Source organism: Streptomyces glaucus (assembly GCF_039533365.1).
Lineage (GTDB): Bacteria > Actinomycetota > Actinomycetes > Streptomycetales > Streptomycetaceae > Streptomyces > Streptomyces glaucus.
The window spans coordinates 1-26,889 of the sequence record NZ_BAAATK010000065.1; the positions used below are offsets into that span (position 1 = coordinate 1).

Sequence of the window (26,889 nt, forward strand, 5' to 3'; positions counted from 1 at the left end):
GAACGACATGGCTACGATCCGACTTGCCCCGCTCCGGAGCCCGTTCACCGGCCGGGCCCGCCCGGGCGCCGGCCGCCCCGGCGGAGGCGGCGGTGTGGCGGCGCCGGGCCGGGGTAGACGGGTCGGTGTACCACCCATGTGAATGACGGTGTGAGGGAGAACTCCGATGCTCATGGCCCACCCCGCGGTGCTGAAGAACCTGATCGAGCAGTACGACACGCTGCGCATCCTGCACGCCGAGAACGGCAGCCCGGAGGTGCGCCGGCGCATGGACGACGTCGCCTACACCCTGTGCGTCTCCACCGGCACCCGCGACATCGACGCCGCCCTCGTCGCCGCCCGTCACCGGCTGCCGGGCGCCCGCCCCGAGGACGACTCGGTCCTCACGGCCTGACGCCCCGCCCCGAGGACCCGATCCGCCAGCACCATGAGCACGACAGCGAACCTGCCCACCTTCGCCGGCCTGGACGAGCTGGCCCGGCTGGTCACCGGCCGCCGCGGCCTGTACGTACGCTGGTCGCGCGGCCCGGAACGCGACCTGCCGGACGTGACCAGCACGGACGACCTGACCGGTGTGAAACTGCCGGGTCTGTCGGCCACCCCCCTCGACGTCGAGGAGTGGTGGGGTGAGCGGCCCGTACGTGTCTGGGTCGCCCGGCGGCTGTACGACTACTGCCACCTTCCGCGTGTGAAGGATCCCCGCACCCGGCCCTGGGTCCTGCACGGCTCCGAGACGGCCCGCGGCCCGGACAACGAGCCCCTGGTGACGGACGTCGAGCCCCTCGGCTGGATCGCCGACCACGTCATCGAGGAGGCCTGCCGCATCGTCACCGAACAGCCCGGCCACTGGGGCCCCCTGGACCGCGAGGGAAGAGCCTGAGGAGAACCGCCGGCGCCCGGACGGGGTCCGTCCGCCGGACCGGTCAGCCGGTCGCGGGGCGGCCGCGCCGGGTCAGGAGCTCGTCCAGGCCCGGCCGCCCTCCGTCGCGCTGACGCGCTGGAAGTGCAGGCCGGGGAAGTGGTCCATGCCCAGCAGGACGTCGCGGTCCGTGAACCGGGCGAGGAGTTCCTCGCGCGTTCTGAGCGCGTGCCCGGCGTCGGCGTCGGACAGGAAGGAGATGCCGGTGTCGGTGAGCTGCAGGGGATGGTGCACGGCGTCCCCGAGCAGCCAGGCCTCCTGCCCCCCGCCGGTGATCTGCACGACGTAGTGGCCGGGGGTGTGGCCCGGGGCGTGGTGGGCGACGACCCCGGGAGCGATCCGCACGCGGGGGGCGTCGACGGGCCGCAGGACACCGGCCGCCCGCGCCGCCTCCATGACGGTCCTCGCGGGGTCCCGCACCGGCGCGGGCGCGATCAGCGCCGCCCAGTCGGCGGCCCCGTGAACGACCTCGGCGTTCGGGAAGAACGGCGTACCGGCCGGTGCCACCCAGCCGACGTGGTCGGCGTGCAGATGCGTGAGCAGGACGGTGGTCACGTCCCGCGGCGCCACGCCCGCGGCCGCCAGCGCGGCGGGCAGGGCCCCGCCGGCCGCGATGGCCTCCGGGACGGTGTCCAGCCCGGCGGCAGCGGCCAGCTCGGCGGGAAAGGGCAGCGTCACCGGCCCGATGCCCGCGTCGACCAGCACGGTGAAACCCGCACCCCGGACCAGGAAGCAGCCCGCGGGAATGCGGTGCGTGCCGTCCGGTTGCAGCAGGCCGGGGTGGGCGGCGAAGTCCAGCCCCGGATAGAACATCGGGGGCAGATGACTCGCACCGTCGTCGAGCGCGGTGACGGTGATGCCGCCCACCCGCAGGGACGTCGCCATGATGGCTCCTTCACTCGCCGGCACGAGGCGTCTCCCCGGCCGCCCCTCCACACAACCACGCCCACGGGGGCACACCGCGCCGCTCCGGGGGTACCAGCAGACCCCCCGACGTCCGCACCCGGCGCCGGGACCGCCGCCGTAGGCTGGGCGCCATGAGCAGCCGACCCCCCGTCCCGGACGGCAACTGCGAGCTGCGCCAGTTCCTGCGCGCGCGCCGCGCCCGGCTGACGCCGCAGGAGGCCGGCCTGTCCCCGGGCCCGCGGATCCGCCGCGTCCAGGGCCTGCGCCGCGAGGAGGTCGCACGACTCGCCGGCGTCAGCGTCGACTACTACGTCCGCCTGGAGCGCGGCCGCCCGCTCAACGTCTCCGACAGCGTCCTGGACGCCGTCGCCCGCGCGCTGCGGCTCGACCCGGCCGAACACGCCCATCTCCACGCGCTGACCAGGCGGCAGCACTCCCGCCGGGACGGTGCCGTGCCGCCGCAGCGTGTGCGCCCGTCGCTGCGGCTCGTGCTGGACCGCCTCGACGACGTGCCCGCGCTGATCCTGGGGCACCGCACGGACGTCCTGGCCGCCAACCGGCCGGCCCGCCTGCTGTTCACGGACTTCGACGCGCGGCCGGCCCGGGAGCGCAACATGGCCCGCTACCTCTTCCTCGATCCCGAGGCGCCCGCCCGCCTCCCCGACTGGGAGGAGGCGGCCCGCAGGGTGGTCGCCGCGCTGCACCTGTACACCGGCCGCCACCGCACCGATCCCGCGCTGCCCGCGCTCATCGGTGAGCTCTCCGCCCGCAGCGACGACTTCCGGCGCTGGTGGGCGCGGCACGAGGTCGCCTCCTGCGCGCACGGCCGCGTCCGGTTCCGTCACCCCCTGGCCGGCGACCTGACCCTCAGTCACGAGTCGTTCGCTCCCGCCGACGACCCCGGTCTGTCCTTCGTCCTGCTCACCGCGGAACCCGGCAGCCCCAGCCACCGGGCCCTGCGGATCCTGGCCGGCTCGCTCCCCCCGGCCCCCGGGTCCTCGCCGGAGGGCTGACCGCCGGGTGCTCCCGCTGCCGGACCGGGGACCGCGGCCGCCGCGGCACCGCCGTCAGGCCGACCGCCGCGCGGACTCGAGGAGGACACGCAGGATCCGGTGGCTCTTCGTCCACAGCAGGGCGCCGCCGATGCCGGGCACCACGTGGCGGACGGCTCCGGGAATGCGCGCCGCCAGCCCTTCCCCCTGGTCGGGGGAGTGGCTGAAGTCCTGGGCGCCGTACCACACGTCGACGGGGACGCTGATCGAGGGAAGGTCGATGTTCCACCGCCCCATGGCGAGGACCGTGTCGCGGGCGTAGCCCTCGGCGCCCTGCGCGAAGCCCTCCCGCAGCGCGTCGCGGTACGCGGCGGCGAAGGCCTCCTGCTGGTACACGGCGAGGTCGCAGGCCGGGCTGCCGCTCATGACCATGTCCCACATCGTCTGCGGGGTGAACCGGGCGAAGACCTCCTCCGCCTCCTGCGGGGCGTTGAGGGAGAGGTCCACGAGGTGGCGCAGCTGCGGCGGCAGGGCATCGGCGAAGCGGGGGTCGGCGACCTCGTCGGACCCCGACACCACGGCCAAGGCGCCGACCGCTCCGGCAGCGGCGCAGGCCAGAGCGAACGGGGCGCCCTGCGAGTTGCCGACCATGGCCGGTCTGCCCAGGCCCCGCAGCCGGGCGAACACGCGGACGTCCGCGGCGAAGTCCGCGAGCGTGCGCCGGGGCGCGGGGGTGGAGGCCCCCAGCCCGGGGCGGTCCAGGGAGATCAGCCGGACCCCGAGGCCGGTCACGGCCGAGGCCCCGAAGCCGAGACGGCGGCTCGTGGCCGCGCCGGGGCACAGCAGCACCGGCGTACCGTCCGGCGGTCCCCACTCGGCCCAGCCGAGCGTCCTTCCGTCGGGCAGCCGTTCCTCGCCGACGCGTGCTGGAGGGGCGACAAGCATCTTCGTCCTTCGGGGTCTCGTGGATGATCCGGCGGCGCCGCGGTGGGCGAGCGCGGCCGCCGGGGTCCCGCGCCGCCGCACGCACGCCTCGCGCCGCGACGGGAAGGGTCACACCAGGTGGGTCTCGACCCCCGACTCCCGCAGGGCGCTCAGGGTCGACGGTCCGTTGGGATGGGTGCGCGGGTCGTCGGCGGCGACGTCGGTGACGAAGCGGTCCACGGCGCCGAGCGGGGCGACCTGGCTGAACGCGCGCACGCCGAGCTTGGTGGCGTCCGCGACGGCGACGGTGCGGGCGGACTGGGCGAGCCCGGCCTGCTTGACGGCCGCGTCGTCCAGGGAGAATTCGGACCAGCCCTGTTCGGCGTGCACACCGCCGATGGACATCACGAAGCAGTCGAAACTCAGGGACTGCAGGGTCCGCAGGGCCAGCGGCCCCACCAGCGAGCGCTCACCGGGCCGGGACCGGCCTCCCACGACGAGGAGTTCGATCCCGGGGCGGTCCGCCAGCCGCAGCGCCGCCTGCAGGCTCAGCACGGCGACCGTGAGCGGGGAACGCTCCGCCAGGTGTTGTGCGACGTGCACGGTGGTGGTGCCCGCGTCGAGCAGCACCCGCGAGCCGGGTTCCACCATCGCGGCCACGGCCGCGCCCAGCCGGTCCTTGGTCGCGGTCTGCCACTGCTCCCTGGCGGCGAACCCGCCCCCCTCCTCCCGCGGACGGGTGGCGACCGCGCCGCCGTGCACCCTGCGCACCAGGCCCTGGCGTTCCAGCGCGTCCAGGTCCCGCCGCACGGTCATCTCCGAGACGCCCAGACGGTGGGAGAGCTCCGACACGGACAGCTTGCCGGAGCCCTGCACCAGTCGCAGGGTCAGATCCAGACGATTGGCGACACCCATGACCTCTTTCTAACACATTCATGTTCATCCGAACACGCTTGCGTGAGGGCGGGGCGAGCGCACGGTGCCGACGCTCGTCGCCGTAGCGCCGCACGGCCCCCGCGGCGAGGCGCGCCGGGGCGCGGCCGCCCGGCGCCCGTCCGACGCCCGCCCGACGCCCGGCCGGCGGTCCCGCGCGGCCGCCCCGCCGGCGGGACCGCGCACGGCGCCGGGACGGGGGAGTACCATCGCCCGCCCCGGGCCCGCGGAGCGCGCATGGGAGGACGCCGGCGGGGGCATCCAGCGGGCGGGGACCGCGGTCCCCGAGGGGGCCGTCACCCGCCGCGAACGGAGGAACGCATGGCCGATCCGCTCACCGCCGCGCAACTGGTCGCCGCGCTGAAGGACGAGGGCTGCACCGTCGACGAGGTCGGCGGCTGGCGCACCCACAACCGCAACCACAAAGGCCCGTGGGGCCCCGTCCACGGGGTGATGGTCCATCACACGGTGACCGGGCCGGGCGCCGACGTGGTCGGCCTCATCTACGACGGCCGCCCCGACCTGCCCGGCCCCCTGGCCACCGGCTGCATCACCAAGGACGGCACCGTCCACCTCACCGGCAACGGCCGCGCCAACCACGCCGGGGGAGGCGACGGCGACGTGCTCGCCGCCGTCATCGGCGAGTCGTACGGCGACTACCCGCCCCCGACCCACGAGCACGACGGATCGGCCGGCGCGGTCGACGGCAACGCCCGCTTCTACGGCTGGGAGTGCGAGAACAAGGGCGACGGGAAGGACCCGTGGCCGCGCGTCCAGTACGTCGCCATGGTCAGGGCCACCGCCGCCGTCTGCCGCGCCCACGGCTGGGGCCACCGGAGCGCGATCGGCCACCTGGAGTGGTCCGACTGGAAGCCCGACCCCCGCGGATTCGACATGAAGGACTTCCGCCGCGACGTCGCCGCGTGCCTGGCGCTCCCGGCGGGCCAGTGGGAAGGAGAGGACGACCCCATGCCCCAGTACGTCAACCTCGGCATCGACCGGCCCTACCGACTGACACCCGGCACCTGGGACTCGATCGAGCTCACCCGGGAGTGGACCGACGAGACCGGCGACCACAGCAGCGGCGGCAGCGTCTTCGCCCGTGGCCCGGCCCGCTTCACCGGGTCCGTCGGTCTCCGCTTCGACGGCCTGCCCGCCGGCGCCGTCGTCCAGGTGCGGATGAGCGAGTTCCAGGGTTCCGAGCACCGGGCCGACCATCCCGTCCACGAGATCGTCGGGACCGAGGGGGGCACCTTCGCGGTCGTCCCGCTCACCAAACGGCTCGCGTCGGGCCGGAACATGCGGGTGCGGCTCCTCAACCAGGCCGGTGTCCCGGTCACCGTCTCCAGCGTGGTCCTCACCGTGCTCGTCTGGAAGGAGACCTGAGCCGTGCGCGCCTCCCGCCGCGGGGACACGGGGCGGCCGTGGCCGCCGTGACGGCCGGGTCACCGCCGGCCGTGACGCGGGGGGCACCCCGGCGCGGCCGAAAGGGGCCCGGCCCCCGGGACCACGCGCCGGACGCCGGACCGGGTCCGCGACGTGGCGTGCCCGCGGCGCCCGGACCCGACGGCGGACACCGCGGCCGGACTCGCCCGGCCAGGAGGTGAGACGGCGTCACGGCCCGGCGGGCGGACGGGAGAACCGCCGGACGGCAGGCCGGCCTCCCGCTCGCGCCCCGGTCCGGCGCGGTCGCTCGAAGGCGCCGTGCGGGGCGCGCGGCACGGCGGCACCGCCCCGCGGCGCCGGGAATCCGCCGCGGGGGCGGGGCCTCAGGCGATGGAGGCGGCGATGACGGCGGACACGGCGAGGTTGCAGGAGGCGGTCACCCACACCGCGGGGTGGGGTTCCTGCTCGACCAGCGTCGCGCCCAGGCGCCCCGGCGTGATCAGGTCCACCACCAGGAACGCGACGGCCATCATGACCAGCCCCAGCAGCCCGAACGCCGCGGTGGACACCAGCCCCTTGCCGAAGTCCTGGTAGGTCGTCCAGATGGAGGTGAACACGATGCCGCCGATGCCGAGCAGGGCGGAGCTGAGCACGACGGCGGCGTTGCGGTTGCGCTGCTCCCAGATCTGCCGGCCGAGCTTTCCGGGGGTGAGGACGTCGACCAGGGCGATGCCGAGGATGAGCAGGACCAGACCCAGCGCGCCGTAAGCGGTGGCCCGGCCGAGTCCGTTGACGATGTCGCTCATGGGGTGTGCCAACTCCGTTGTGTGTGTGAGAGAAGGGGAGTGATCGCGGCCAAGAGGAGGCAAAATGTAGCGCACTCGTTCGGCCGCCCGACCGGCAGGCCCGCACCCCGGGGTGGCGGGCGCGGCGGCGCGCGCACCGGGACGCGCCGAGGGCGCGGACACCGGGACCGGGCCCGCGACGGGCCGCCGGCGGTGCGCGGCCCCGGGCGGTTCCGTCCCCCCGACGACGCGGGCGGCGGGACGGACCGGAGCGGCGGCGCACCGCCGACTCCCCGGTCGGCAGGGGCTGTTCGGCGTCCGGGCCGGACCGCCGCGCGGCCGCGCTCCGAGCCCGGAGGCGAGTCCCCCGGTGCACGGCGGAAGCACGGGGCGCGGCACCGAGCGCGTGCTGCCGTACACGGCCGGCGGAAAACGGATGTCCGCCGCGGGCGGGCCCCGGCACGGGCGGCGCCGCCCCCGCGGCCCCTCCCCGAAGCCGCTTGCGTCGCCGGGACGGATGGGGGACGGTTGCCGGAGACGATCTGTTGTTCCGATACGGAGAGGTGGTGGGGCGCGCACGGCGCGCCCCCGCTTGTGCTCGGTTCCCGCGATTCCCCCACCAGCCCGCACGATGCCGGCCTCAGCGTCGGCGCGACGTGGGACGGCGCCCCCTGCCCGGTGCTGGTGGCCGACCGGGGCGGCACCCTGGTCGGACTCAACGACGCCGCGCGGCTGTTGTGGCCCGGCGCCGCCGACGGGGACCGGTTGCGCGACCGCGTGCCGGCCTGGCTCGCCGACGCCCACCAGGACGTGGCCGAAGGGCTGCGCGGCGCGGCCGCCGATCCGCTGACCGGTGTGATCGGCGAGCGCGACTTCGCGGCGCACCCGACGCCGTCCGACGGCGGCCGTGTGGTGTGGTGGCTGATCGACGACACCGGACGCCGCCGGGCCGAGTCGGCGTTGCGCAGCGCGCGGGAACAGTCCGCGGTCCTCTCCGAGGTCTCCAGCGCGCTGCTGTCGACGCTGAACGTCCCGCGCTGCATGGAGGCGACCACCCGCATGGCCGCCGACCACCTCGCCGAGGCCGCCGTTCTCGTCGCCCCGCCGCAGGGGCACCGCCACGCGCTGACCCACGCCCGGCGCGGCGGGCCGGTCACGCAGGTGACACGGCAGATCGACCCGCACACGGTGCCCGGCCTCGCCGACGCGCTGCAGGGCTTCCCGCCCGTGCCGGCCCGCTGGATCAACCCGGACGACCTGCCGGAATGGATCCGCCCGGACGACTTCCGCGGACCCGTCGGCTCGGTGATCGTCGTTCCGCTTCCCGGGCACGGCGTCCCCGCGGGCGCGCTGGTCCTGCTGCGGTCGAGCACCGAACAGGCGTTCACTCCGGGTGAGGAGGTGCTGGCCCGGCTGTTCGCCGCCCGCGCCGGCGCCGCCCTGTCGGCGGCCCGCCTGTACACGGAACAGGTGTCCGTCACGGCGACGCTGATGCGTGAACTGCTGCCTCCCGCCCTGGAGCGGATCCACGGGGTGGAGTACGCCGGCGGTTACCGTCCCGCGCGGGACAACGAGCGCGTCGGCGGCGACTTCTACGACGTCCACCCCGGCCCCGACCCCTCCCGGGAGACCCTCGTGGTGCTGGGGGACGTGGCGGGCAAAGGCCTGGACGCCGCGGTGCTGACCGGCAAGATCCGTGCCACGCTGCACGCGCTGGTGCCGCTGGCCGCCGACCACGGACGTGTCCTGGACCTGCTGAACGGGGCGTTGCTGACCTCGCACCACGCCCGGTTCGCCACCCTGGTGCTCGCCTCCGTCCACCGCCGCGCCGGCCGCGTGCGGCTGAGGCTGACCAGCGCCGGGCACCTGCCGCCGCTGATCGTCCGGCGCGGCGGCGCGGTCGAGGAGGTCCCCACGCGCGGCACCCTCGTCGGCGCCCTGCCGAGGATCACCGCGCACACGGTGGAGACCCGGCTGGCCCCCGGGGAGACGTGCCTGCTGTACACCGACGGCGTCACCGAGGCCCGCGGCGGGCCGTTCGGGGACGAGTTCTTCGGCGAACAGCGCCTCAGACGCGCCCTGTCCGAGTGCGCGGGCCTGCCGGCCGAGGCGGTGGTGGAGCGGGTGCAGATGCTGGCCGCCCAGTGGCTGGGCGGCGGCCGCCACGACGACATCGCCACCGTCGCCATCAGCGCCCCCGGCGCCGGCTCGCTGACCGTCGTCGACGGGCGCGGCCGCGCGGGCGGGCACGGAGCGGGCCCGGACACCGTCGGGGGGAGCGGGTGAACAGCCCTCCCGCGTCGGTCCGGGACCTGTCGCGGCGGGTGTGGCGGGCCGTGGCCGAAGGCGACGAGTACGCGGCCGTCGACCTCGTCCACGGCGTCCTGGCCGACGGAGCCGACGGGGAGACGCTGCTGCTGGACGTGATCGTCGCCGTCCAGGAGAAAGCCGGCGCCGAACGGACCGCGGAGGACCTCGCCCGCATCGTCGACTTCCTGGCCGCCGCCCTGTACGTCGACGACTCCAAGCTGTTCACCGGCTTCCTCGCCTGGACGGCGGACCTTCTCGAAGCCCGGCACGTCCCGGCCCGCGCGCTGGTGACGGGGCCGGCCACCCTCGCCGCGCAGCTGCGCGACTTCCCCCGTGCCCTGCGCCTGCCGGACGAGGGGACGGCGCTCCTCACCGCCCGGACCGCCTCCTCCGTCCCCGGCCCCCGCTTCGAGACGTGACCGGCCTGCCGCCTCCCGCCCGCCGCCGCGCCGTCACCCGCCGCCCGGCCGAGCCGGCCGTCGGCGTCGCGGGGGAGCCGGACCACCCCACCGGTGACGCCCTGGCCGACACGGTCGTGGAGCCCCTCGCCCGGGAAACGGAACCCCGGGACCCGCGGCTGGACTCCGCTCACCCGGCCTGGGCCGGCTCCCTCGGCCTGTCGGCCTGCCGGCCCTGCTGACGTCCACCGTCGCACCCGGGCCGCCGGCGTCGCCCCGCGCCTGGACGACCGGCCCGAGGCGCTCGAACGGATGGTGCGCCGGACCGGCACCCTGAGCGCCTGACGACCCGGACCGGACGCGACGGCGGCGTCACGGGCCTGGCCACCAGGCGTGTCCCGCCCCGGGAACCCGAGGACGGCCCGATGATGAGGACCGTTCCCCGTCGAGCCATCGAAGGGTGGCCCACCGCACGCGGAGTCTGGAGCCCGATGTCCCCCACCCCCCGACGCACCCGCTGGCTCGTCCCCCTCGTCCTGATCGCCGTCTGGCTCGGCGTGGGCGGCGTCCTCGGCCCCTACGCCGGACGGCTCGACGAGGTCGCCACCAACGACCAGGCCGCCTTCCTGCCGCGCAGCGCCGAGTCCACCGAGGTCATCGACCGGCAGAAGGCGTTCCGGCCGGACGAGACGCTGCCGGTGGTCGTCGTCTGGACCGGCGAGCGCGGCGCCGGAGCGGGCGGGAGACAGGCCGCGGCCGACCGCGCGCTCGCCTCCCTCGCCGGCGCGCCGGGCCTCGTGGGAGAGGCCTCCCCGGCCCTTCCCTCCCGGGACGGCGAAGCCCTCCAGAGCGTGGTCCAGGTACGGCCCGACCTCGGCGACCGCCTCCCCGACGCCCTGGACCGGATCCGCGCGGCCGCCGAGCGGGTCCCCGGCACCACGGTCCACCTGGCCGGTCCCGCCGCCACCCAGGCCGACCTGTCCCACGCCTTCGCCGGAATCGACGGACTGCTGCTCGCCGTGGCGCTGGCCACCGTCCTGGTCATCCTGCTGCTGGTCTACCGCAGCCTGCTGCTGCCCCTGGTGATCATCCTGGGCGCGGTCTTCGCCCTGGGCCTGGCCTGCGCCGTCGTCTACGTCCTCGCCGACCACGACCTGGTGCGCGTCGACGGGCAGGTCCAGGGCATCCTCTCCATCCTGGTGATCGGCGCGGCCACCGACTACGCGCTGCTGCTCACCGCCCGTTACCGGGAGGAGCTGGCCCTGCGCGACGACCGGTTCGCCGCCGTACGGGCCGCGCTGCGGCGCTCCGCCGGCGCCGTCGTGGCCAGCGCCGCCACGGTCGCCCTGGGCCTGCTCGCCCTGCTGCTGAGCGACCTGACGAACAACCGGGCGCTGGGGCCCGTGGGCGCCGTCGGCATCGCCTGCGCCGTGCTCGGCTCGCTCACCTTCCTGCCCGCCGTTCTCGTCGTCCTCGGTCCCGCCGCGTACTGGCCCGCGCGCCCCCGCTCCCTCGACGGCCGCGGCGCCGGGCACGGCGTGTGGCACCGGATCGCCCGCCTGGTGGACCGCAGGCCGCGCAGGACCTGGGCGGTCACCCTGGCCGGCCTGTCCGTCTGCGCGGCCTTCGCGCCCGCGCTGACCTCGAAGGGGGTCCCGTTCGACGAGACGTTCGTGAACGACGCGCCGTCCGTCGCCGCGCAGCGGGCCCTCGTCCGGCACTTCCCGGGCGGATCCGGCAACCCGGTCGTCGTCATCGCCGACGCCGGCCGTCTGGAGCGGGTCGTGGCGGCCGCCCGGCGCACCCCGGGTGTCGCCTCGGCGGCCAGCGTGACCCGTTCCGGACGCCCCGGCGGCGGTCCGCCTCTGGTCGTCGACGGCCGGGTGCGCGTCGACGTGACCCTGCGGTCGGCCGCGGACAGCGACGCCGCCAGGGACACCGTGGCGCGGCTGCGGCAGGAACTGCACGCCGTGCGGGGCGCCGACGCCCTGGTCGGCGGCTACACCGCGCAGCGGTACGACATGCTCCGGACCGCCGAACGGGACCGGACCGTCATCGTCCCGGTCGTCCTGGTGATCATCTTCGTGATCCTGACGGCGCTGCTGCGCTCACTGCTGACCCCCGCGCTGCTGGTGGCGACCGTGGCGCTGAACTTCCTCGCCACCCTGGGCGTGTCCGCCCTGGTCTTCCGGCACGTCTTCGGCTTCACCGGCACCGACCCGTCCGTGCCCCTGTACGGGTTCGTGTTCCTCGTCGCCCTGGGCGTGGACTACAACATCTTCCTCATGTCCCGGGTACGGGAGGAATCGCTGCGGCACGGCGTGCGCCAGGGAGTGCTGCGCGGCCTGGTCACCACCGGCGGGGTGATCACCTCGGCCGGCGTGGTGCTCGCCGCGACGTTCGCCGCGCTCGGAGTGATCCCGCTGGCCTTCCTGGTGCAGATCGCCTTCATCGTCGCCTTCGGCGTGCTGCTGGACACGCTCGTGGTGCGCTCGCTGCTCGTCCCCGCACTGATCCGCGACCTCGGGGCCGTCGCCTGGTGGCCGGGACGGATCGGCCGCGGGGTCAGCGGATCTCGCCCCGCAGGAACTCGGTGAGGGCCTTGCCCGGACGGAAGGCGGCCGTGCCGTCGTCGCTGTGGAAACTGCCGAAGCTGCCCAGGACGACCGTCTCGCCGCTCCGCAGTGCCCGGGCGATCGCACCGGGGCGCTGGACGGTGCCGAAGACGGCGTCGAGCACCCGCTCGACGTCCTCCGGGGAGAGCCGCCGTTCGCCCTGCCCGCTCGCGTCCTCGGTGGCCGTCTCGATCAGCTGGGCCTTGTCCATGAGCCGTACCCGTTCCCGTTCGGTCGGAAGGAACCCGTGGGACCAGGATCGGGGCGGCCCGTCCCCGGCGCACGTCGGAGCGGACCGGCAGGCGCTCCCGGCGCGCCGTTCCCGCCGGTCGCACGCCTTGGGGCGGGTGCTCGCCGGGTGGCCGCCCGGCGCCCCTCCCGAGGCCGGGGGCGGAGCGCGTCCACCCGCCTCCGGCAGCGCCTGCGGCGGCCGACGAGGCGACCTTTCCCGGCAGCCGCGACGCGAGCCGGTCCGGCGCGGCCCCGCGCCGGCCCGTGTGACGGACGTGTGCCGGCCGCGCCGGAGCCTTCCGCGCCGAGCCCCGGCACCGGCCGCCGCCCCACGGCCGGGGCGCCGGGGCGAACGCGACGGAAGCGCATTTCCGGCGCGTACACCCTCGCCGTAGGGTTCTTGTCCGGATATGGGGGCATTCGTCCCTCGTGGGAGTTCCTTCCGCGGGGCAAGGCGAGGGCGGCGGGCCGAAGACGCGCAAACCGCCGACCTCCCCGGCGCGTCACCGCCCCGCACGCGCCGCGGAAGCGGGGACGCCGTGACCGCCGCCCCGCCGCGCACGTCCGTCGGCCCGGCCCCGCCACCGCCGCGCCCCGCGGGACCCGCCGGGTCCCTCGCCGCCGCCCGCCGGGCCACGTCCCGGCCGGGCCCCGAGCCCGCCGCGCGGCGGCCGCTGGGAGCGCTGGGGGCGCTGACATGAGGACCACGAGCGAGCCGGTCCCGCTCACGCCGGGAACGATCCTCTGGGACATCGCGGGCGACGTACGCCTGCTGCTCTCCCTGCCCGCCGCGCTCGTCCTCCAGGTCGCCCACCCCGCGGTCGGCGCGGGCGTCGACGACCACTCCGTCTTCCGCACCGATCCCTGGGGACGGGCCGAGCGCTCGCTGGAATCGTTCCAGCTGTGGGTCTACGGAGGCGACCGGGCGATCGAGGAGGGACGCCGGCTGCGCCGCCTGCACCGGGCCATCCGCGGCACCGACGCCCACGGCCGGCCGTACCACGCGCTCACCCCCGCCTACTACGCGTGGGTGCACGCGACCGCCTTCCCCGTCTTCCTGCGGGCCGCCCGCTACCTGTCCCGCCCGCTGTCCCCCGAGGAGGAACGCCGCCTCTACGCCGAACTGCTGCAGCTCGGCGCCGTACTCGGCATCGACGAGCGGGACATGCCCCCGACGCCCGAGGACTTCTGGCCGTACTTCGACGCGATGGTCCGGGACCAACTGGAGCGGACCGCCGTGGCCGGGGAACTGCTCGACCCCCGCCGCCCCGTCCCCCCGCCGCCCGGGGCGGGCCCGCTGCTGCGGCGGCTCTGGCCGGTGCTCAGGCCGCCCCTGGCCCGCCTGCACGTCTTCGTCACGGTGGGTCTGCTCCCGCCCGTCGCCCGTGAACGGCTCGGCCTGCGCTGGACCCCCCGCGACGAACGCAGGCTGCGCCGCTTCGGCGCCCTGGTCCGCACCCTCGTCCCCCTGCTCCCCGAGCGTCTGCGCTTCCTGCCCGTGGCACGGGCCGCCCGCTCGGCACACCGGTGAACCGGGCCCGTGCCGTTCCCGCGGCAGCGGCCCACCGGCTGCGACGCTTCCGGCCGGACCGCGCCGGCCGGGGACGCGAGGCGGACGCCGCGCGGCCCGCACCGCATCCGCGGCGACAGCGCCGCGCGGAACCCGCGGAGGGCTTCGGCGCCGGTGCCCCGTCCCGGTCCGGCGGCGGTCGCGGCCTGGAACGGGCCCTCCGGGGACGGGCGGAGCGCGGCCGGTCAGGCGTCCAGGGCCTGGCGGGCCGTGGGATAGCAGGGGATGAGGGCGTCGACCCCGACGAGTTGCAGGACGCGCAGGACGGGCGGCCGGATGCCGGCCAGACGCAGCCGGCCGCCCTCGCCGTGCGCCTGGTACGCGGCGATGAGGGCGTTGATGCCGCTGGAGTCCATGAAGGTGACGCCGCTGAGATCGGCCACGGTCCGCGGCCCGGCGGCGCCGTCGGGAGGGGTGAGGGCCTGACGCAGGGGATCGGCGGTGTGGTGGTCGATCTCCCCTCGCACGGTGACGACGGTGATGCCGTCGATGAGGGCGCTGCTGACCGAGAGCCGCTCCGGTCCCGCCAGTTCGTCGGTGTCTGCCACACTTCCCTCAACAACGCTCGGTGATCAATAGGCCAAAGCCTCTTTCCGGGAGGCTGCCCCGAGATCCTACGGGGGATGCGGGCGATCTCCGTCGTTCGAGGGACGTCGCAGGCGTACGCGGCGCGAGCGCGGGTAGACGCGAGCGTGTGAACGGGGTAACGAAGGTGGTTCGAATGGAGCCAGGTGCCTCCGGTGCGGACCGGACAGCGCCGGATCAAGGGGCGTTGCGCGTCGCGGCCGCCCTGGAGGGCGACGGAGCCTGCATCGCCGAGGCCCGCCACCTGGCGGCGGATTTCCTCACCCGGGTGCAGACCCTCCACGGGGTGCCGGTGACGGCCCGGGCCATGGATCTGACGCAGCTGGTCGTGAGCGAGCTGGTGACCAATGCCCGCAAGTACGCTCCCGGCCCGGTGCTGCTGGAGGTGCGGATCGTCGACGAGGCGGTGGAGGTGGAGGTCTGGGACAGCGATCCGGTCCTGCCGGTGGCCCGGGCCGCCGACCCGGGACGGGTGGGCCAGCACGGCCTGGAGATCGTGATGGCCGTCGTGCAGAAGTTCGAGGTGCGGCGGGAGCTGGTCGGCAAGCGCATCACCGCCCGGATCGCCCTGCTGGCCGACCCGGTCGGTGACATCACCCGCCGCGGCCCCGCGTAGCGCGGCGCGGAGGCGGGCCGTCCGGCCCGCCGGCCGCGAACGGGGCCGGCGGAGCGCACTTCACCGCTCCGCACCGGTACGGCGGCGACTTCCGCGCGACGCGGCCGAGGAACAGCCGCGCGGCCGCCCGAGCGCCGTGTGCGAGTGCTCCCGCAAGCCGATCCGGCCGACCGGGCGCCCTCTCACCGGCTCCTGCCGGGGCCCTGGCGCCCGACGGACGCACAGCGGGCCGCCTTCCCGGCCTCTGGGCCGCGAAGACGCTCGCCGGGCCGTCCCGCTGCGGCGGCAGGCGCGGTCCGGCTCGGGCACGGACGAACCGGGGGACGAGTAGGGGCCGGGGCCATCCCGGTCCGGACGGGTGCCGCGCCGGCACCGCAGGGCGGGGCGCTCCGCCCGGCACCGCTTCGTCACCGCGCCGGACCGGCCCGGCCGTGCCGGGGAGTCAGCCCTTCAGACCGTAGAAGCGCATCGGCGAGTTCGGCAGGAAGCCGATGCGCGGGTACACCGGCGCGCCGGCGGCGGTCGCGTGCAGGGTGGCGCGGGTCAGCCCGGTGGCTCGGGCCCCTTCGTACAGCGCCTTCCGCGTCACCGCCTCGCCGTAGCCCCTGCGCTCCCACCCCGGGTCCGTGGCGACCAGCACGACGAAGAGGCGGCCCTGCGCTTCGACCGTCGCGGCGCAGCTCACCGCGACACCGTCCCGCATGCCCAGGTAGGCGTACACCTGGTTCTTCCAGAGGGTGGAGCCGAGGAGCCCGTCCCGGCCGTCCGCCAGGGGGAACCCGTAGGCGCGTGCGTTGATGTCCGCGTAGGCCCGCAGGTGTTCGTCGGTGCTCACGCGTACGAACGTCAGGTCGGGGTGGGCCGGCTCGGGGAGGGGAGACAGGTCTGCGGCCATGCCGGTACCGGGGAAAGCGTAGGCGAGGCCCGCGCGTTCGGCCGCGGCGTCCAGCGTCGCCCGCGCTCCGTCGTCGAGGAGGTCCTCGAAGAGCCACAGGAACCCCGGACGCCTCTTCGAGCGCATGATGTCCGCGGCCTGGGCCAGGCGCCGCTCGACGGTCGCCGCGTCCGCGCCGACATCGGTCAGCGTGACGCAGTTCCAGAAAGCGAACCGGCAGTCGGCCCAGCGGACCGCGATGCCCGGGAGGTCCCGCACGTCCGCGCCCGGATCCCGGTCGAGCACCATGGCGCGCCAGACCATGGCGAGCTGTTCCATCGATTCGACCGAGTCCGCGAGTTCCGTCACCGAGACCTCCCATGATCGAGCGGGCGGGGAGCCGACCGGACGAGCCTATGCCCTCCGGTGATCCGCCCTCAGGAGCTTCGGTCTTTTCGCGCGGTCCGCCGCCGCGTTTGCACGGCGGGGCGGGAAGGGAGCCACGGGACACGTGCCCCGGCGGCGGTGGGAGGCCGCAGCACGGTTCCGTCCGTCCCGGATGCACGGGAGCCCGCTTCCCGCCGCCGGTTCGCCCGGTGCCCCGGCCGGCCGCGGTCCGCCGGACGCCGCGCGTGACGACGGGCCGGGCCCCGGCCACGGGCAGGACGCGCGCGGAAGCCGTTTCCTCCGCCCGGTGGCAGGGGCCCGGAAGGCCGGGGGCGCAGCGGTCGGTCCGGTTCGCGCCGCGGGCGGCGCACCGCCGGGCCGGGGAGGGGTCAGCCCGTGGTACGCCCCTGCTCGAGGGCCTTCGTGGTCATGTCCGTGACCTGCTTCGCCGGCGGGGCCTCCGCCTCCACCTCCGTGCCGAAGTCGGTGAACTCCATGAGGGTGCGCACCTTCACCCGCTGGGGCGAGGACGAGGCGCCGGCGGACGGCCCGCTGCCGGCCGGGGCCTCGAAGGCCATGTCCAGCTGCTGCCGGCGGATACGGCCGTCGTCGTCGAGCCACACGTCCATGGGCAGGGTCGGACCGACCTGCCGGCGCAGGGCGGCGCCGTCGGGGAGCTCCGCGACATCGACGGCGACGCGGTAGTGCGTGGTGTCGACACCGCCGATCCGGGCCGTGCCCTTCTTCGTGACGTCCCTGTCGTCGATCGCCTTGGCGAAGGCGGCGGACCGGGCCGGGTCGCTCATGGACCGGTCCCCGGCAGCCTGCTGTTCGGCGACCTTCCGGAGGTCGATCCCGATCCAGGGCTTGCCGCCCGGCGCCTGCCCGTCGGGAACCTTCTGGTACAGGACCTGATCGACCACCCGCTGTTCGATCCGCTGTCCCTGCGTGGTGACGGTCATGACGCTGTCGCCGTCCTCCAGGTCGACGACCCCCCGGCCGTTCGCGGTGGCCGACTCCCCCCGGGCCGAGGTCTGCACCCGCAGCGTCACCCGCGCGGTGTCCTGCTCGGCCGTCCTGTCGTAGGCGGAACGCACCGCCTTCGTGCCCTGCTCCCGGGCGCCGGGACTCTTCCCGGCCGGGGAATCGCCGGCCCGGCCGGTGTCGTCGCCGCAGCCGGCCAGCACCGTGCCGGCCAGAACGCCGGCCACCATTAACGTGCCGATCCGCATGCTCCTGCCTGCCCTGCTCATGGGCCCCACTCCTCTCCGGTGCGCTGACCGCCGGCCCGTTCCGGTGCCGGCTGACGTCCCAACTGCCCCGGTATGGGACGAACACACCTGCGGACAGGGCGAGTCGGCCGGCGTCTTCGGACCGGGCGGACGGACGGGCGGCCGCGCACGGCACGCGCGGCCGCGCCCACCGCCGGGACGGACCGGCCGCCGAACCGGACGGAGCGTGCTCCGTGTTCCCCTCCGGGGAGTTCCCGCCCCGCGTGCCCGCGGCGCGGAGCGGACCGGCGGCGACGTCAGGGTTTACCGCCCCGGTTTCGCTCCTTCGGGTCAATGCGGCCGCGAAGGGCGCATGGCCCGGCACGGCCGCCGCTACAAAGTCCGCCATGACTGAAGATCACACAACGGTGCGTTCACCGGGCGGTCTGACCAGGCGGGGCTTCGCGGCGGCGGCCGGCACGGCCACCGTGGCGACGGCCCTGAACAGCGGTACCGCCGCAGCCCTGCCGGCACCGGCCGCGCCGAGCGACACCCGTGGCGCCGACTTCGACCGATGCCTGGCCGTGGCCCGTGCCCTGCTCGTCCTGGACTCCGACGACCGGCCCCTCGTCCCGCGCTACGAACGCGTCCTCGCACACGGCCTGCCCGCCCACCGGCGGGCCCGCCCCAAGAACGTCCTGGTGATCGGCGCCGGCCCGGCCGGCCTGGTGGCGGCCTGGCTGCTGAAGCGGGCGGGCCACCGGGTGACCGTGCTGGAGGCGAACGGCAACCGCGCGGGCGGACGCATCAAGACCTTCCGCCGCGGCGGCCACGAGAACGCGGAACAGCCCTTCGCCGACCCCCGCCAGTACGCCGAGGCGGGAGCGATGCGCATCCCCGGCAGCCACCCCCTGGTGATGGGGCTGATCGACCGGCTCGGCCTCACCAAGCGGCGCTTCCACTACGTCGACGTCGACGGCGAGGGCCGTCCCGCCAACCGCACCTGGATCCACGTCAACGGCATCCGCATGCGCCGTGCCGACTACGCCCGCGCACCCCGGCGCATCAACCGCTCCTTCGGCGTGCCGCGCGCCTACTGGGACACCCCCGCCGCCGCCATCCTGCGCTCCGTGCTGGACCCGGTGCGCGACGAGTTCAGCTACGTCGACGGCGACGGCAAGCGGGTCGGCAAACCGCTCCCCGAGCAGGTGCAGGGCTGGGCGCGCGTGGTGCAGCGGTTCGGCGACTGGTCGATGTTCCGCTTCCTCACCGAGCACGCCGGCCTCGACGAGCGGACCGTCGACCTCGTCGGAACACTGGAGAACCTCACCTCACGGCTGCCGCTGTCGTTCATCCACAGCTTCATCGGCTCCTCGCTGATCAGCCCGGACACCCCCTTCTGGGAGCTGGAGGGCGGCACGGCCGTGCTGCCGGACGCACTCCTGGAACGGGTGCGCGGACACGTGCGGTTCGACCGCCGGGTGACCCGGATCGAGTACCACGACCCCGACCGCGACGCGTCCGACACCCGGCACGTCGGCGGCAAGGGCCCGCACGTGTGGGTGGACACCGTGTCCGAGGGACGCGGCGGACCCGTCGTGCGCGAGCAGTTCACCGCGGACGCCGCCGTGGTCACCGTGCCGTTCTCCGGCCTGCGGCACGTGCAGGTCAGTCCGCCGATGTCGTACGGCAAGCGCCGCGCGGTCGCCGAACTGCACTACGACAGCGCCACCAAGGTGCTGCTGGAGTTCAGCCGCCGCTGGTGGGAGTTCGACGAGGCCGACTGGAAACGCGAGCTGCGCCGGATCGACCCCGGCCTCTACGACGACTACCGCACCGGCCGCGCCGCCGCGGACGGCAGCCTGCTCGGCGCTCATCCCTCCGTCCCCCGCGGCCACATCACACCGGGACAGCGCACCCACTACGCCGCCAACCGCGCGGTGACGCGCGACCAGCCCGAGGCGGTCGACGTGGTGGGCGGCGGCTCGGTGTCGGACAACGCCAACCGGTTCATGTTCCACCCCTCGCACCCCGTGCCCGGCAGCGCCGGCGGCGTGGTCCTCGCCTCGTACAGCTGGGCCGACGACGCGCTGCGCTGGGACTCCCTGGACGACGAGGCGCGCTACCCGCACGCCCTGTGCGGTCTGCAGCAGGTGTACGGGCAGCGGATCGAGGTCTTCTACACCGGCGCCGGCCGCACCCAGAGCTGGCTGCGCGACCCCTACGCCTACGGGGAGGCGTCCGTGCTGCTGCCCGGCCAGCACACCGAGCTGCTCCCCGTCATCCCCACGCCCGAGGGGCCGCTGCACTTCGCGGGGGACCACACCTCCGTCAAGCCCGCCTGGATCGAGGGCGCACTGGAGTCCGCGGTGCGTGCCGCCCTGGAGGTGCACACGGCCTGAACCGGTGCCGTCGTGACGGCGCGCGCCGTCACGACGGCACCGGCGGTCCGCGCCGGCCGGCACGGACGCCGCGCCCCGAGACCCTCCGCCGTCTCCCCCCACGCAACGGAACGCAATAGTCCACACAGGGCGCGGCATAGTCCACGCCCGCCGCCCTACGCTCACAGCGAGCCTCAGCAAGAAGCCGACCGCGCGGCCCGGTGGTGCACCCCCACAGCACGGCACCTCTCCAGAAACCCCACGGACGGAGATCCTCATGCGCAGGACGAGCGCACGGTTCACCCTGGCCGGAGCCACGGCGACCGCCGTCGCCATGGCCGTGACCGGAGCCGGCACGGCCAGCGGTTCCACCCCGGCCGAGCCGGTGGCGGCCGCTGCCGCCGGCCCCGTCGGCTTCGGCGCCGCCACCACGGGCGGCGCCGGCGGCAGCACGGTCACCGTCTCCACCGCCTCCGCCTTCACCGCGGCCGTGCAGAGCAGCGCCCCCCAGATCGTGCGGGTCAACGGCACGATCGCGCTGTCGTCGATGACGAAGGTCGCCTCGAACAAGACCATCGTCGGCGTCGGCACCGCCGGGAAGATCAACGGGAGCGGACTCAACGTCTCCAAGGTGAACAACGTCATCATCCAGAACCTGACGTTCAGCGGGTCCGACGACGACGCGATCAACGTCGAGTACGCGACCAACGTCTGGATCGACCACAACGACATCTCCGACGCCAACGACGGCGCCGTCGACATCAAGCGCGCCTCGAACAACATCACCGTGTCCTGGAACCGCACCCACGACCAGGACAAGAACATGCTGCTCGGCCACTCCGACAGCAACGCCGCCGAGGACACCGGCAAGCTGAGGGTGACCTACGTCAACAACTGGTTCGACGGCACCAACCAGCGCAACCCGCGCGTCCGCTTCGGCAACCCGGTGCACGTGCTGAACAACTACTTCAGCGACATCGGCTCCTACGGAGTGGCCTCCACCGAGAACGCGGGCGTCCTGGTGGAGGGCAACTACTTCGAGAACACCGAGGACCCCTACCACCTCGGCGAGGGCAGCTCCGACGAGGGCTCGCTGGTGGCGAGGAACAACCACTTCGTCAACTCCGGCTCCGGACAGACCGGCGGCAGCGTGGCCGCCATCCCCTACAGCTACACCGCGCAGCCGGCGTCCACGGTGAAGGCGACGGTGACCGCCGGGGCGGGCGTCGGCAAGATCTGACGCCGCTTCGGCGGCAGGCCCGCGCACCCGCCCGGGCGGGGCCGGCGGCCGTCGCGCCGCCGGCCCCGCCCCGTGCTCCGAGGTATGTCCTGTCCCCTGTCTTGCCGCATTCGGCCGCCTCGTCTAGGTTCCCCGACCGGCCACGCCGGCACGGGCGCCGGCGGGGATTCCGGCCGGTGCCGACCGAGGGAGCGCCGATGACTGCGGATCCGTGCCGCGCGGCAGGCGGGCCGCGGCGGTCGCTGACGATCGGACTGCTCACCGCGAACATCCATCTCGGCGTCGGCGCGACCCTGTGGTCCGGCGTCCGCGCCGCCGCCGAACGCAACGACGTCGACCTCGTCTGCTTCCCCGGCGGCGACCTGCGCCGGGGCGACGTGTCCCGCAGCGCGCTGTACGAACTCGTCGGCCCCGCCCGCCTTGACGGCGTCGTCTGCTGGAGCTCGACCATCGGACTGCCCTCCCCGGGGGCGCGGGCGCGCCGGCTGATGCGACGGCTGGCGCACATGCCGGTGATCAGCCTCAACCAGCCGCTGGGCGAACAGGCGGACGTCCTGTCCATCGACTCGCACGCGGGCATGCGCAAACTGGTCGGGCACCTCGTCGCCCGGCACGGATGCCGGCGGCCGGCCTGCATCCGCGGTCCCGTCGCCAACCCGGTCTCCGAGGAGCGCTACCGCGCCTACGTCGACGCCCTGCGCCACCACGGCATCGAGCTGGAGGCCACCCATGTGTGCGCCGCGGTGGACTTCGCCGCGGCGGGCGGCGCCTCGGCGATGCGGGTGCTGCTGGAGGCGCGCGGGCTGAGACCGGGGGTGGACTTCGACGCGGTGCTGGCGTGCAGCGACGTCCTCGCCGCGGACGCGCTGCGGCTGCTGACCGAACGGGGCGTGCGGGTGCCGGAGGACGTGGCCGTCGTCGGCTTCAACGACTCACCGGAGGCCCGGCTCGGCGACCCTCCGCTCACCTCGGTCGCCCTGCCCTTCGCGGAACTGGGCGCGCTGGCCGTCGACACGCTCGTGGCCCGGCTGCGCGGCACCAGGCCACCGGACCGCACGACCATTCCCGCCACCCTCGTCCCGCGCCGCTCCTGCGGATGCCGCTACCCGCCGGCGCGCTGTGCCGGCGCACCGCGGGCGGCGTCCGGGCAGGCGCAGGACCCGCGGGGCTGGGCGGCGCTGGACGCCGTACTGCCCTCCGCCGGCGCCCGGCTCGCCCAGGCCTTCCACGCCGACCTCGGACCCGGCGCGGCGCCGGACGGCACCGCGCCGGCGGCCCGGCCCGCGGCGGCCGGCGGGCAGGACGCCGCCGGTGACTTCCTGCCGCTGGTCGAGCGGCTGCTGCGGGGCCGGGCCCGCACCCAGGCCGAGGTCGACCGCTGGCACCAGGCGCTGGAGCGGGCCCGCCGCGGCGTCGTCGACGCCCTGCCCGCCGCCCTGCGCGGGGACGCCGAGGCACTGTTCGGGCGGGCCCGGATCATCGCGGCGGAACGGTCGCGCGCCCTGCTGGAGTACGAACGCTGGGCCCAGGCCCAACGCGCCCGGCGCCTCAGGGAGTTCGGCACGGCCCTGACGACGGTGGTCGACCTCGGCGGACTCTCCGACGTCCTGGAACGCCACCTCGCGCAGCCGGGCGTCCCGCGCTGCAGGGTCGTGCTGTACGAGCAGGCCGCGCCGGGGGCGGCCCCGCCGGTGCGGGACATGGCCCGGCCGCTGCTCACCCGGGCGGAGGGGCGGCTGCTCGGGCACGCGGGAGTGCTCGACAGCCCGCCCTTCTCCGCCGCGCTGCTCCTGCCCGACACCCTGCTGCCCGGCGATGGCCGGCGTTTCCGGCTGGTGCTGGAACCCCTGCACATCGGCGAGGAACAGCTGGGGCTGGCCGTGTTCGACGCCACCGGCAGCGACACGGCCGACCACGACGGTGCCCTGTACCGGGAGCTGGGCGACCAGATCAGCGCCGCGCTGAAGGGCATCGGACTGTTCGACGAGGTGCGCCGGGCGCGGGACGCGGCCGAACAGGCCAGCCGGTTCCAGACCCGGCTGCTGACGCACGTCACCGACGAGCTGCGGGCCCCGCTGGAGGCCATGCTCGCCCGCGACGGCGACGACCCGGGCGCGGTCCTGACGGAGGTGCGCCGGGACGCCGCACGACTGCTGCACCTCACCGAGAACCTGTTCGACCTCGCCCGCTCGGAGGCCGGCGACCTCGTGCTGGCCCGCCGCCTGACCGATCCGCTGCCCGTCCTGCGGCAGGCCTGCGCCGAGGCCGCCGCCGGATCCCCGCCGGCGCACCCGGACTGGTCGGTCGACCTGCCCGGCCGGCTGCCGTCGATCCCGGCCGACGCCCCGCGGCTGCGGCAGATCCTCGGCAACGTGCTGACGGCCGCCGCGGACCGGGCGCGGGACGGCACGGTGGAGGTCTCGGCGCGCTGGTCGCCCTCCGGCCTCCGGGTCGTCGTCGCCGTCCCCGGCGCTCCCGCGGCGGCCTCCCCGGCCGGCCCGGCGCACCGGTTCGACGTCGGCCTGGCCACGGCCCGCCGGCTGGCCATGATGCACGGCGGCTCCCTGACCGTCACCGACGCGGCGGGCCGGCGGGAGTACGTCCTGGAGCTGCCCCTGCCGTCGCCCGGCGGGCACGCCCACCCGGCCTCGGCGGGCGACGGCCCGCTGCTCGTCGTCACACCGGGGGAACTCGCCGGGGACGTACGGGAACTGGCCGGGCGGTACCGGCTGCGGACGTACCGCGCCGAGGAGGAGCACGACACCGTGCTGTTCGACGGGCACCGCGCGCCCGGCGCCGTCGTGTGGGAGGCGCTGCCCGACCGCCCGCAGGAGTGGCGCGTGGTCCAGCGGCTGCACGACCATCCCGCCCTGCGGCACACGCCGTTCGCGCTGTTCGGCGCCCTGGGCACCGACCTGCGGGACGCCCTGCGGGCACTGCGGCCGAGCGGCCTGGCCGAACCGGTCGTCGTGGCGGGCGGATCGCAGGAGTCCAGGGAGGAGCTGCGGCGGATCGCCGAGGCCGCGCTGCCTGACCATCCCACCCGGGTGGTGGCCGACGCGGCGACCGTGCTCGCCCTGGTCGCCGAGGAGACGCCCCGGCTGGTCGTCCTGGAACCCTCCCTGCCCGACATGCACGCCCTGGACGTCGTGGACCGGCTGCACGACGGAACCGGCCGGGCGCTGTGCCCCACGGTCGTCGCCGGCCACGAGGGGATCACGGCGGCCGACGCGCGGCGGGCCCGCCCCCACCCGGCGCTGCTCCTGCTGGACCTGGACGTGTTCGCGCCGCACGAGGCGGCGGCCCTGGTACGGGACCTGGCCGGCCGGGACGGCGGGCCGCCGCGCGGCAGAGCCGTCCTGGACGAGGCCCTGGTGTACCTCTACGAGCACTACCGCCGGCACATCTCCCGCTGGCAGGTCGCCCAGGCCGCCGGGGTCAGCCCCGACCACCTCGGCAGGCTCTTCCACCAGCGCTACGGCCTGACGGTGTGGGAATACCTGACCCGCCTGCGCGTCCGGCGGGCGGCGGAACGCCTGCGGTCGAGCGAGGACAGCGTCCAGAGCGTGGCCCGCGCGGTGGGGTTCCGCGACCGGGCCTACTTCAGCCGCGTCTTCCGCAGGGTGACCGGGGTGGCCCCGCACTTCTACCGCGGGGAACCCGCCCCCGGCCCGGCCACCACGGGCCGCTGACCGGCCGCACCGGCCCTCGGCCCCCTTCCCGCGGCCGGCCCGGCGAACCGTGCGCGCATCCCCGGGACCGCCGCGGGGGACCGTGCCGCCGGGACCGGGGGAACCGGGAGCGGACGTGGTGAAACCCCGGAACGGGGGTATCAGGGAGGGGCCGAACACGTGAAGAAGGGGTGGCGATGGGCGCACTGAGTCAGTTGCGGCGGCTGCGGGCCGTGTACGCGAGCGGAACGGCGGCCTGGGCCTTCTGCCTGCTGCTGTCCCTGGTCCGGGGCGACGGCTCGACCCGGCAGACGGTGTTCCTGCTGTTGCTGCTCGCGGCCTTCCTCGTCCTGCTGCTCTGGTCGACCTGGTGCCTGTGGGAGGCCCGGACGCGCCGGCCGGTGTCCCGCGCGTCCGGCCCGGCCCCCTCGGAGGGCACGGCCTGACGCCCCGGCGGGGCCTGCGGACCGCGGTCCCCGCCGGGCCGTCCCCGCCGTCCGAGGGGGCCGGCCCGGACCGGGGGCGCCGGCACCACCCCGATCCGGGGTCCACACCCCCTGTCCCGCGCCCGGTTCCGGGGCGGGACGGACGAGGTCGGCAGCGGAGCGCCGGTGCTCGACCGGCGGACGATCGACCCGCGCGCGGGCCGGGTCGCCACCGCACGCCTCGACGACCGCCCCGGAAGTTCCCCCGCACCAACGGCTCCCTCCCTCCCTCCCTTCTCCCGCCGTCACCGCTACGCGTATCCGGCGAGCACCGCGGATCTGCGGATCGCGTACGAGACGGGGCGGGGCCGCCGGCCGGCCGGGGCGTCCGCCGTCCGTGGCGCCGGCCGGCGCCACCGGTGGACGCGGCGCGCGCGCCGGGGCACCCTGCATAGGGAGGTGAGGAACGATGATCCCGAACCCGGCGCCGGCCGTTCCGGGAGCCGTGCCCGTCGCCGATGTGCGGGAGGTCGTGCTGGACGCGGACGGCGTCCCGCTGTCCGGCCTGCTCGCCGAGCCGCCCGCCGGTCCGCCCCGGGCCACCGTGGTGGCGCTGCACGGCGGGGGCATGCGCGCCGGCTACTTCCACGGGCAGGCCCATCCGGACCTGTCCCTGCTCACCCTCGGCGCCGCACTCGGCTGCACCGTCCTGGCGCTGGACCGGCCCGGCTACGGACGGTCGGCCGCCCTGCTGCCCCGGGGCCAGTCGCTGCGGGAGCAGAGCGCCACCGTCCGGGCGGCCCTCGCCGACTTCGGCCTGCGCCACCCGACGGGCGAGGGCGTGTTCGTCGTCGCCCACTCCTACGGCGGCAAGCTCGCCCTCGCCCTGGCCGCGGACGGCGCCGACCTGATCGGGCTGGACGTCTGCGGCCTCGGGTACCGGTTCGCGGTCGACCCGGGGCGGCTCGCCGCCCTGCGCGAGCGGGGCGGGGCGGCGCTGCACTGGGGGCCGCTGGCGCTGTACCCGGAGTACACCTTCCGGCTCGTGGCCCCGCTGGCGGGGCCGATGCCCGAGCGGGAGGAACGTGAGATCCAGCGCTGGCCGGAGGTCTTCCCCGAACTCGCCGCGCGGGTGCGGGTCCCGGTCCGGTTCACCTTCGCCGAGCACGAGCGCTGGTGGCGGCACGACGACGAGGCGCTGGCGGAGCTGACCGCACTGCTGGCGGCGGACCCGGTGCGCGTGGACCGGCTGCCGGGCGCCGGGCACAACGTCAGCCTGGGCTGGGCCGCCCGCGCCTACCACCTGTGCGCCCTGGCGTTCCTGGAGGAGTGCCTCGCCGCCCGCCGGCGCCGGCTCGGGTGACCGGGAGCCCGCGGGTCCCGCTCACCCGTTCACCCGGCACGCCGTACGGATCGGCCGGGACCCGGCGTACCGGGGCGAGGCGTCCCCGGGCGGGGCAGTCGCAGCCGACGCGGTCGTCGATCCGGCGCCGGGTGTGAGCAGCGGCCCGATGCGGCGGTCCGGACCGC

General features: G+C 75.7%; 23 protein-coding genes. 15 read left to right on the top strand and 8 right to left on the bottom strand.

The features are described from left to right. The first annotated feature begins 166 nt into the window (after positions 1-166). Both ABD363_RS29570 and ABD363_RS29575 read left to right on the top strand, forming a co-directional pair. Positions 167-394 (top strand): DUF5133 domain-containing protein, encoded by a 228-nt coding sequence (locus tag ABD363_RS29570; protein ID WP_344609087.1) that lies wholly within the window; start codon positions 167-169, stop codon positions 392-394. A gap of 33 nt (positions 395-427) precedes the next feature. Next, complete coding sequence (locus tag ABD363_RS29575) at positions 428-880, top strand: DUF6098 family protein (RefSeq protein ID WP_344609089.1); 453 nt, start codon at positions 428-430, stop codon at positions 878-880. 72 nt (positions 881-952) lie between these two features. On the opposite strand, the gene ABD363_RS29580 is transcribed toward ABD363_RS29575, so the two are convergent. Next, positions 953-1,804, bottom strand: a complete 852-nt coding sequence (locus tag ABD363_RS29580; protein ID WP_344609091.1) for an MBL fold metallo-hydrolase — start codon at positions 1,802-1,804, stop codon at positions 953-955. A 152-nt stretch (positions 1,805-1,956) separates the two neighbouring features. Between ABD363_RS29580 and ABD363_RS29585 the strand changes: the two genes are divergently transcribed. Then, on the top strand, positions 1,957-2,838 hold the full coding sequence (locus ABD363_RS29585; RefSeq protein ID WP_344609094.1) for a helix-turn-helix domain-containing protein: 882 nt from the start codon (positions 1,957-1,959) through the stop codon (positions 2,836-2,838). Positions 2,839-2,892: 54 nt separating this feature from the next. Here the strand turns inward: ABD363_RS29585 and ABD363_RS29590 are convergent, their stop codons facing one another. Both ABD363_RS29590 and ABD363_RS29595 read right to left on the bottom strand, forming a co-directional pair. Then, positions 2,893-3,762: an alpha/beta fold hydrolase gene (locus tag ABD363_RS29590; protein WP_344609096.1), complete on the bottom strand. Its 870-nt coding sequence runs from the start codon at positions 3,760-3,762 to the stop codon at positions 2,893-2,895. A gap of 108 nt (positions 3,763-3,870) precedes the next feature. Beyond that, the gene (locus ABD363_RS29595) at positions 3,871-4,656 is read right to left on the bottom strand and encodes a DeoR/GlpR family DNA-binding transcription regulator (RefSeq protein ID WP_344609098.1); all 786 of its coding nucleotides are present in this window, start codon (positions 4,654-4,656) and stop codon (positions 3,871-3,873) included. Between the two features lie 339 nt (positions 4,657-4,995). Here ABD363_RS29595 and ABD363_RS29600 point away from each other — a divergent pair, with 339 nt between their 5' ends. Further along, positions 4,996-6,060, top strand: coding sequence for a peptidoglycan recognition protein family protein (locus ABD363_RS29600; protein ID WP_344609100.1), 1,065 nt, complete (start codon positions 4,996-4,998; stop codon positions 6,058-6,060). Between the two features lie 383 nt (positions 6,061-6,443). On the opposite strand, the gene ABD363_RS29605 is transcribed toward ABD363_RS29600, so the two are convergent. Beyond that, positions 6,444-6,866 (bottom strand): DUF350 domain-containing protein, encoded by a 423-nt coding sequence (locus ABD363_RS29605; RefSeq protein WP_344609102.1) that lies wholly within the window; start codon positions 6,864-6,866, stop codon positions 6,444-6,446. Positions 6,867-7,439: 573 nt separating this feature from the next. Here ABD363_RS29605 and ABD363_RS29610 point away from each other — a divergent pair. The 4 genes from ABD363_RS29610 to ABD363_RS29625 all read left to right on the top strand — a co-directional run bounded on the left by ABD363_RS29610 (position 7,440) and on the right by ABD363_RS29625 (position 12,150). Beyond that, entirely contained in the window at positions 7,440-9,131 is a 1,692-nt protein-coding gene (locus ABD363_RS29610; RefSeq protein WP_344609104.1) for a PP2C family protein-serine/threonine phosphatase, read from the top strand. Then, positions 9,128-9,574, top strand: a complete 447-nt coding sequence (locus ABD363_RS32725) for a hypothetical protein (protein WP_425578039.1) — start codon at positions 9,128-9,130, stop codon at positions 9,572-9,574. Before ABD363_RS29610 ends, ABD363_RS32725 begins: the two co-directional genes overlap by 4 nt. Next, complete coding sequence (locus ABD363_RS29620) at positions 9,571-9,795, top strand: hypothetical protein (protein WP_344609106.1); 225 nt, start codon at positions 9,571-9,573, stop codon at positions 9,793-9,795. Before ABD363_RS32725 ends, ABD363_RS29620 begins: the two co-directional genes overlap by 4 nt. Before the next feature lie 249 nt (positions 9,796-10,044). Beyond that, positions 10,045-12,150 (top strand): MMPL family transporter, encoded by a 2,106-nt coding sequence (locus ABD363_RS29625; RefSeq protein ID WP_344609108.1) that lies wholly within the window; start codon positions 10,045-10,047, stop codon positions 12,148-12,150. On the opposite strand, the gene ABD363_RS29630 is transcribed toward ABD363_RS29625, so the two are convergent. Further along, positions 12,119-12,379, bottom strand: a complete 261-nt coding sequence (locus ABD363_RS29630; protein ID WP_344609110.1) for an HU family DNA-binding protein — start codon at positions 12,377-12,379, stop codon at positions 12,119-12,121. The genes ABD363_RS29625 and ABD363_RS29630 overlap by 32 nt on opposite strands. Positions 12,380-13,096: 717 nt before the next feature. Between ABD363_RS29630 and ABD363_RS29635 the strand changes: the two genes are divergently transcribed. After that, positions 13,097-13,930 carry an oxygenase MpaB family protein gene (locus tag ABD363_RS29635; RefSeq protein WP_344609112.1) on the top strand — a complete coding sequence of 278 codons (834 nt, stop codon included), beginning with the start codon at positions 13,097-13,099 and terminating at the stop codon, positions 13,928-13,930. 224 nt (positions 13,931-14,154) lie between these two features. On the opposite strand, the gene ABD363_RS29640 is transcribed toward ABD363_RS29635, so the two are convergent. Then, entirely contained in the window at positions 14,155-14,517 is a 363-nt protein-coding gene (locus tag ABD363_RS29640; protein WP_344609114.1) for an STAS domain-containing protein, read from the bottom strand. Between the two features lie 173 nt (positions 14,518-14,690). Here ABD363_RS29640 and ABD363_RS29645 point away from each other — a divergent pair, with 173 nt between their 5' ends. Then, positions 14,691-15,170 (top strand): ATP-binding protein, encoded by a 480-nt coding sequence (locus ABD363_RS29645; protein ID WP_344609116.1) that lies wholly within the window; start codon positions 14,691-14,693, stop codon positions 15,168-15,170. A 442-nt stretch (positions 15,171-15,612) separates the two neighbouring features. On the opposite strand, the gene ABD363_RS29650 is transcribed toward ABD363_RS29645, so the two are convergent. Then, the gene (locus ABD363_RS29650) at positions 15,613-16,413 is read right to left on the bottom strand and encodes a GNAT family N-acetyltransferase (protein ID WP_344609118.1); all 801 of its coding nucleotides are present in this window, start codon (positions 16,411-16,413) and stop codon (positions 15,613-15,615) included. Positions 16,414-16,820: 407 nt separating this feature from the next. Further along, positions 16,821-17,684 carry an SCO4651 family lipoprotein gene (locus tag ABD363_RS29655; RefSeq protein WP_344609120.1) on the bottom strand — a complete coding sequence of 288 codons (864 nt, stop codon included), beginning with the start codon at positions 17,682-17,684 and terminating at the stop codon, positions 16,821-16,823. A gap of 365 nt (positions 17,685-18,049) precedes the next feature. On the opposite strand from ABD363_RS29655, the gene ABD363_RS29660 reads away from it, so the two are divergent. The 5 genes from ABD363_RS29660 to ABD363_RS29680 all read left to right on the top strand — a co-directional run bounded on the left by ABD363_RS29660 (position 18,050) and on the right by ABD363_RS29680 (position 26,722). Continuing rightward, complete coding sequence (locus ABD363_RS29660; RefSeq protein ID WP_344609122.1) at positions 18,050-20,044, top strand: flavin monoamine oxidase family protein; 1,995 nt, start codon at positions 18,050-18,052, stop codon at positions 20,042-20,044. Positions 20,045-20,300: 256 nt separating this feature from the next. After that, the gene (locus ABD363_RS29665; RefSeq protein WP_344609124.1) at positions 20,301-21,263 is read left to right on the top strand and encodes a pectate lyase family protein; all 963 of its coding nucleotides are present in this window, start codon (positions 20,301-20,303) and stop codon (positions 21,261-21,263) included. A 197-nt stretch (positions 21,264-21,460) separates the two neighbouring features. Next, positions 21,461-24,955 (top strand): substrate-binding domain-containing protein, encoded by a 3,495-nt coding sequence (locus ABD363_RS29670; protein WP_344609126.1) that lies wholly within the window; start codon positions 21,461-21,463, stop codon positions 24,953-24,955. Positions 24,956-25,131: 176 nt separating this feature from the next. Continuing rightward, positions 25,132-25,380: a hypothetical protein gene (locus ABD363_RS29675; protein WP_344609128.1), complete on the top strand. Its 249-nt coding sequence runs from the start codon at positions 25,132-25,134 to the stop codon at positions 25,378-25,380. 448 nt (positions 25,381-25,828) lie between these two features. Beyond that, on the top strand, positions 25,829-26,722 hold the full coding sequence (locus ABD363_RS29680) for an alpha/beta hydrolase (RefSeq protein ID WP_344609130.1): 894 nt from the start codon (positions 25,829-25,831) through the stop codon (positions 26,720-26,722). The last annotated feature ends 167 nt before the right edge of the window (positions 26,723-26,889 follow it).